Source organism: Frankia sp. Mgl5, from assembly GCF_023242985.1.
Lineage (GTDB): Bacteria > Actinomycetota > Actinomycetes > Frankiales > Frankiaceae > Parafrankia > Parafrankia soli.
This window is the reverse complement of record NZ_JALKFY010000008.1, coordinates 141725-147915: the sequence shown is the minus strand read 5'-3', so window position 1 is coordinate 147915 and position 6191 is coordinate 141725. Positions and strand designations below refer to the sequence as shown.

General features: G+C 77.8%; 3 protein-coding genes. All 3 read left to right on the top strand.

Annotated features, from left to right (window positions below):
• Positions 1 to 202 precede the first annotated feature (202 nt).
• On the top strand, positions 203 to 460 hold the full coding sequence (locus MXD62_RS06440; protein ID WP_248828507.1) for a hypothetical protein: 258 nt from the start codon (positions 203 to 205) through the stop codon (positions 458 to 460).
• 93 nt (positions 461 to 553) lie between these two features.
• The gene (locus tag MXD62_RS06435; RefSeq protein WP_248828506.1) at positions 554 to 5053 is read left to right on the top strand and encodes a cation-translocating P-type ATPase; all 4500 of its coding nucleotides are present in this window, start codon (positions 554 to 556) and stop codon (positions 5051 to 5053) included.
• 104 nt (positions 5054 to 5157) lie between these two features.
• Complete coding sequence (locus MXD62_RS06430) at positions 5158 to 6177, top strand: undecaprenyl-diphosphate phosphatase (RefSeq protein ID WP_248828505.1); 1020 nt, start codon at positions 5158 to 5160, stop codon at positions 6175 to 6177.
• The last annotated feature ends 14 nt before the right edge of the window (positions 6178 to 6191 follow it).

Genomic DNA, 6191 nt, shown 5'->3' with positions numbered 1-6191 from the left:
GCCGGCGGCGGCCCGGCCGGCGGCGGCCCGGCCGGCGGCGGCCCGGCCGGCGGCGGCGCGGCCGGCAGGGGCCCGGTCGACGACGTCCCGGTCGGTCGTGTCCCGGGCGGCTGGCACGGTTCCCGGAGCGGCCGCGTCGGCGGTCACCGCCGTCCAGAAGCTGTTTCGTGGGCGCCGGGAGCGGGCTGGGCGGGTCGTTGTCGTGCGCCTGCCCTATGTCACCGCGCGGCTGGAGGTGGCGCCGCCACCGCGGACCGACGGCGTCCGGATCGGGCCGCTCGCCCTCCCGTCGGCGAAGCGGACCGCCTACTACGCGGGCCTCGGCGCGCTGGCCGCCGTCGAGATCATCGAGTGGCCGATCGCGGCCGCGATCGCCGCGGGTACCTATGTCTCCCAGCACAGCCGGCCCGTGAGCGCGGGCCGCGACGGCGGCACCGTCCGCCGTTCGCCGAGCGCCTGACCGGTGGTGGGGCGCCTCCCGCTGCCCTCGCCTCGCAGCGCCGCGCGGGCGCTTGTCGCGGAGCTTCACCGGCCATCGCGGCGGCCCCGCGCGGTGTGGTGCGGCGCTGGCTCCGCCCACATCGAGCTGCTCCGGCGGGACGTGCACGACCACGCGGCCGCCGCCGTCCGGGCGCTTGAGGGAGTCGACTGGGCCGAGGTCGACGAGGGCCTCGGTCGTCTCCTGATCGCCTTCGACGCTGACGCGGTCGACGTCGCTGACGTGGTCGACGCCGTGGCCGAGGTGGAGAACGCCGCCGCGGCGCGACCGCGGCCCGCCACCGAAGCCCCGTTGACCAGAGCCCTGTCGACAGAAGCCCCGTCAGCCGGGGAGCCGCGCGCCCGGCCGCGGGGGCAGGATCGGAACGGGCACCCCGGTGATCCCGGACCGGTCGCCGCCGAGCTCGTCGCGCTCGGCGTGGACGCCGCCGCCTTCGGTTTCGCCGTGGCCGGACGGTTGCTGCGGCTGCCGGCGGTGCCGCGCGCCGCCGCCGCGGCCGTGGCGCTGGTCGACCACCAGCCGCGGGCCCGGCGCGCCGTCGAGCGCGGGCTCGGCCGCACGGGCACCGACCTCGCGATCGGCCTGGCGAACGCGGGGGTCGCCGCGCTCAGCCAGAGCCCCGACATGATCCTCGTGGGCGCGGCGCACCGCTGTGCCACGCTGGGAGAGCTCCTCGCCGCGCGGGCCGCGTTCACCCGGCTAGAACCCGAGCTGGGCCGGGCGACCCGCGGCGCGCACAGCGCGGCCCTCGGCCGTCTCGGTGAGGTCGCGCGGGAGCGACGGCCGCGCCCGCTGCCGGCCGGCCCGGTGGAGCGGTGCGCCGACCGGATGGCCGCGGCCGGGCTGGCACTCGGCGCGGCGACCCTGGCGGTGTCCGGGTCGCCGGTGCTCGCCGGCGACCTGCTCCTCACCACCGTTCCCCGCGCCGCGTGGCTGGGCCGGGAGGTGTTCGCCGCGACGACGGGCCGCCGGCTGGCCGGTCACGACGTACTGGCGCTGGAGCGGTCGTGCCTGCGCCGCCTCGACCGTGTCGACACCGTGGTGGTGTCGCCGGCCGCCCTGCTGTCCGGCACGGCGCGGGTGCTCTCGGCACCGGACGGCCCCAGCTGGACGGCCGTCGACGCCCTCGTGGACGGGCTGGACGTGTGGCGCCCGTTCCGCCCCGGCGCGGTCGTGGCCCGGGACGGCGCCGTCCGGCTCGTCGCCGCGCACGCCCGCGGGACCCGCCGGGCGGCCGACCCCGACGGCCTGCCTGTGGAGCTGCGCGGCACCCGGCCCGTGGTGAGCGGGCTCGTCGGTGTCGAGACGGACGGGCACGCGGAGGCGGTGCTGCGGGCGGCGCGCGCCTGCGGCAGCGTCCTGCTCGGCGAGCACGTCAGCACCGCCGAGTTCACCCCGCTCGTCGACGCACGGGTACGCGGCGGGACGGATCTGGCGACCGAGGTGTGGCGGGCGCAGGCCAGGGGCGCGGTCGTCCTCGTGGTCGGCTGCGGCTCCGACACGGACGCGCTGCACGTCGCCGACGTCGGTGTCGGGCTTGTCCGTCCCGGGGAGCGGCCGCCCTGGTGCGCGGACCTGCTCTGCGCGCGCGGGCTCGCCGACGTGTGGCGGGTGCTGCAGTACCCGGTGCCGGCCCGGGCGACCAGCCGCCGGGCGGCCTCCCTGGCGGTGTCCGGTTCGGCGCTGTCCGCCCTGACCACCGTCGTCGGCGGGGGAGCCTCCGGACGTCCAGGCCGGTCACTGGCCGGAGCGCTGGCCCGGGGCGGCCCGGTGAGCGCCGCCGCGGTCAGCTCGATGGCGGAGGGTCTCGTGGCCGCGTCCCGCGCGGACCGACGTCCACCGCCGGCGCCGGTGCGGCGTACGGACTGGCATGCGCTGGACGCGGAGGCGGTGCGCCGCCGGCTGCCCGCCGCACCGCGCGACCCGGCGGAGCCGGGCGGGGTCCGATCGGACGGCGCCGGCGCCCACCCGACGGTCAGGTCGTTCGGGAAGGGTGCCCGGGAGCTCGGCGCCGCGGTCGTCGCGGACCTGCGGGACCCGCTCGTACCGGTGCTGATGGTGGGCGCGGCGGCCAGCGCCGTCCTCGGCTCGACGGTCGACGCGGCGCTGGTGGCCGGGGTCTCGGTGACGAACGCCGTTCTCAGCGGTGCGCAGCGGGCCCGCGCCGAGGCCGCGATGCGCGGACTGATGGCGCGCCACCTCGCGCTCGCCCGGGTCGAGACGACCGGTGGCCTCCGCGTACTGCCGGCCGACGAGCTGCGGCCAGGTGACCGGATCCTGGTGCGGGCCGGGGACGTCGTCCCCGCCGACGCGCGGCTGCTCGCCGCGGACACCCTCGAGGTCGACGAGGCGTCGCTGACCGGCGAGTCCGTCCCCGTCGGCAAGTCCGTCGAGCCGACGCCGTCCGCCGATCTCGCCGACCGCAGCTGCATGCTCTTCGAGGGGACGACCGTGCTCGCCGGCACGGGCCGGGGAATCGTCGTCGCCGTCGGCGAGGCCACCGAGGCCGGCCGCGCGAGCGCCGCCGTGGTCGGCACGGCGGCGCCGGTGGGCGTGCAGAACCGGCTGGGTGATCTCACCCGGCTCGCGCTGCCGCTGACCGCGGCCAGCGGGCTCGCGGTGACCGCCCTGTCGGTGCTGCGCGGGGCCGGGGCGCGGGAGGCGCTCGGCGCGGGGGTGGCGGTGGCCGTCGCCGCCGTGCCGGAGGGTCTGCCCCTCGTCGCCACGGTCGCCCAGGTCGCGGCCGCCCGCCGACTCGCCCGCCTCGGCGTGCTCGTGCGCTCCTCGCGCACCGTCGAGGCGCTGGGCCGGATCGACACCGTCTGCTTCGACAAGACCGGCACGCTCACCGAGGGCCGCCTGGTGCTGCGCGAGGTCGCGGTGGTGGGCGGTGCGTCCCGGGATGACGTGCTTCGCGTCGCCGGCGCGGCGAGCCCCCGGCCGGACGGGCCCATCCCGCACGCCACCGACCGTGCCGTGCTGGCCGCGGCGGAGCCGCTGGAACCGCTGGGCCGCCGACTCGCCGAGCTGCCGTTCGAGACCGCGCGTGGCTACGCCGTCACGATGGTGCAGGCCGGTGACGCCATGGTGCTGGCGGTCAAGGGGGCGCCGGAGACGCTGCTCGACCGCTGCCGGATGCCCGCCCGGGACGTCGCGGCGGCCCACCGCACGGTCGACGCGCTCGCCGCGCGGGGCCTGCGTGTGCTCGCTGTGGCTCGTTCGAAGCCCTTCCACCCGCAGCCCCCGGCACCGCCCGCACCATCGGCACCGCCGGCACCATCGGTGCCGCCGGCGCAGCGGGCCGTGGTGGCGTGCGGGCCGGTCGACATCCCGGACGCGCTCATGCGGGATCTGGAACTCGTCGGATTCGTCGGGCTGGCGGACACGCCGCGCCCGACGGCCGCCCCCGCGATCCACCGGCTGACCGGTGCCGGTCTGCGCGTCCTCGTCGTCACCGGCGATCATCCGGGCACCGCGGCCGCGATCGCCGCCGAGGTCGGGCTCCGCGTCACCGCCGGCGCCGTCGTCACCGGGCCCGAGCTCGACCAGCTCGGGGACGAGGAGTTCGGCCGCCGGGTCGGCACCGCCGCGGTCTTCGCCCGGATCTCCCCGGAGCAGAAGGTACGGCTCGTGATGACCCTGCGCCGGCAGGGCCGCACGGTGGCGATGACCGGTGACGGCACCAACGACGCGGCCGCGATCCGCGCGGCGGACGTCGGCGTCGCCGTCCAGGGACGCGGGTCGGCGGCGGCGACCGGGGCCGCCGACCTGCTGCTCACCACCGCCGACGTCGACCGGCTGGCAGACGCCGTCATCGAGGGCCGGCGGATGTGGCAGTCCGTCACCGACGCGGTGTCGGTGCTGGTCGGCGGGAACGCGGGCGAGGTCGCCTTCACGCTGCTCGGCGCGGCCGTGGCGGGCCGGGCGCCGCTGAGCCCGCGTCAGCTCCTGCTGGTCAACCTGCTGACGGACATGGCGCCCGCGATGGCGCTGGCGGTGCGCGGCCGCGGCGGCGACCCGCCGCACTCCGCCGACACGATCCTCGCCGGCCCGCTGCGCCGCGCGATCCTGCTCCGCGGCGCGACCACCGCGGGCGCGGCGACCGCCGCCTGGGCCGTCGCCCGACGGACCGGCACCCCGGGACGGGCCTCGACCGTGGCGCTGCTGGCCGTCGTCGGATCGCAGCTCGGGCAGACGCTCGCCCTGGCCGGCCGGGACCCGCTCGTGATCGCCACGGCGGCCGGGAGCTTCGCGGTGCTCGCCGGGATCGTGCAGACCCCCGTGGTCAGCACCCTGTTCGGCTGCCGGCCCGTCGGCCCGGTCGGCTGGACGATCGCGGTGGTCTCCGCGTCCGTGGCGACCGTGGTGGCAGTGGGGTCAGACCGCGCCCGCCGCGGGCGAAGCGCCCAGCCAGCGGCGAACCAGCCCGGTGACCAGCAGGACGAGCACCGTTCCGACCGCCTCGACGACCAGACCAGCGAGAAGCTCCGTCATGACCCCGCCTCCTTTCCAGCAGCAGATGGCATTGCGGTTACGGTGAGCCAGCCTGGTTAACGTGAGGTGACGGGCGGGGCTCGAGTGGATGGCCAGGCGGAGAAGCCGGCACCCGACGGCCGCGTGCGGGCCGATACGGTGCTCCCGGTGAACGGAATCCTGCAGTGAACTGGGCGGAAGGCGCGGTCCTCGGTCTGGTCCAGGGACTCACCGAGTTCCTGCCGGTCTCCTCGAGCGCGCATCTGCGGGTCGTGGCCGCGTTGGCCGGCTGGGACGACCCCGGCGCCGCGTTCACCGCCGTCACCCAGCTCGGCACGGCCGCCGCCGTGATGGTCTACCTCCGCGCCGACATCGCCCGCCTCGGCCGCGCCTGGCTGCGGTCGCTTGCCGGCCCGGTCCCGGGGCAGCTCACGGCGCGTGGCGCGCGACCGGGGCCGGAGATGAGGCCGGGGTCGGGGTCGTACTCGAATCCAGCGCCGGATCCGGCGCTGGCCGCGGACGCCCGGCTCGCCTGGCTGATCATTTTCGGTACCGTGCCGATCGGAGCCGTCGGGTACCTCTTCGAGGACGTCATCAAAGGCCGGTTCCGTGATCTGCGGCTGACCGCGGGCGCCCTGGCCGGCGTCGGCGCGCTGCTCGGCGTCGCCGACAGCCTGACAGCCCGGCGCGCGGCGCGCGGCGGTGCCATGACCATCGGCGGTGCGCCGCGCGGCGGCCGGCCGCTGGCGGAGCTGTCCGTGCGCGACGGGCTCCTGATCGGACTCGCGCAGGCCGCCGCGCTGATGCCGGGGGTGTCCCGCTCGGGGGCGACCATCGGCGGCGGTCTCCTGCTGCGCTACTCCCGGGAGGCGGCCGCGCGCTATTCGTTCCTGCTGGCCGTTCCCGCCGTCCTGGTGTCGGGAACCTTCGGGCTCCACCGTCTCTACCGCGAGGTCCGGCCGCACGGCGCGACGCCCGCGACGCCCGCGACGGGCGCGGCCGGCGGGCGGGCGGGCGAGCCGGCCTGGGGCCCGCTGGTCGGCGCGAGCGTCGTGGCGTTCGTCGTCGGGTACGCGGCGATCGCCTGGTTCCTCCGGTACGTCTCGGCGCACGGTTTCGCGCCGTTCGTCGTGTACCGGATCGGCCTCGGGCTGCTGCTGCTCGCGCTCGTGCTCGGCGGCAGGATCCCGGCGACGCCGGCCTGAGCGGCCCGGGAGGC